At 58.2% G+C, this 960-nt stretch carries 1 protein-coding gene and 1 pseudogene; both read right to left on the reverse strand.

The features are described from left to right. A partial coding sequence (locus HMPREF1627_RS00930; protein ID WP_034500372.1) for a 4Fe-4S dicluster domain-containing protein occupies nt 1–491 on the reverse strand: 491 nt, incomplete at its 3' end. Next, nucleotides 491–960: pseudogene (locus tag HMPREF1627_RS00935) on the reverse strand (glycerol-3-phosphate dehydrogenase subunit GlpB); the annotation flags it as partial. The pseudogene HMPREF1627_RS00935 and the gene HMPREF1627_RS00930, both read right to left, overlap by 1 nt.

Below are 960 nucleotides of genomic sequence, written 5' to 3' on the forward strand. Positions count from 1 at the left end.
GCCTTGCGCTTCTTCAACCATCCGCGAAGCGACTGGTTGTGCGCAGTAGGCATAGGCGCTCCCTCAGAAACGCCAACAACAGCGGAAACAACCTTGCGTAGCGGCTTGATACCAAGCGCAGCATTCGCAATGGGAGCGAACGGGGTCATTACCTTGCCCATAAGATCGGTCTGCGTGATTAGGCGGTCGCGAATCGGCATGCCGTTCTGTGCCTTCATAACCGCGCGAGCCTGCGCGTTGATCTCTGCGATCTTCACGCCCTGCGGGCAAACCATGGTGCAAATACCGCAACCCGAGCAGTAGTCCAGCGAGTGGTCCACCGACTGGCCGTGGCGGAAACGCTCGGCCTGCGGACCCACAAACTTAGGTCCGGGGAACAGCGGAGTTACACGGGCCACCGGGCACTGCGTCTCACAGATCGTGCACTTAACGCAGTTATCTAGGGTTGCGCGCGCAAAGTTTTGCTGTGCGAACTTCAATGCGTCACTCATTACTTACCTCCGAGAATCGAATCGGTTGCCCGAATCATCGAACCAAGAGCAATGCCTTCGCCCGACTTCTCTCGCCAACGCTTAGCGCCAGCAATCGTTCCACCAATTACGCGTACGTTGTCGTACACAACCTTGCCGTCGTGGTCAACCGGCCTCATATCGCTATCAACCGCAACGCCTACCTTGAACAGGTTCTGCTCCTCGCCCCAGTAGTTACCATGTACGAGGTCTGGCAGTTCACCACCCGTCACGGGCAGACCCAGCGCGCGCTCAAAAATCTTGCCGTAAGAATCCAGCGTGATTGCACCGGACTCGAACCCGCCGCCAGCCAGGACCACGTTGTCGCAAGCAATCTCACGGCCGCCACCAGCGCTGTCGGTGATTACGTGGGTGACGCGCTTGCCATCCGTTTTAACGCCGGTAACTTCAGCGCCGAGCATCAGGCGAATACGCAGATCCTTGACCCGCT

The sequence above is a fragment of the Actinomyces sp. S6-Spd3 genome (genome assembly GCF_000758755.1).
GTDB lineage: Bacteria > Actinomycetota > Actinomycetes > Actinomycetales > Actinomycetaceae > Pauljensenia.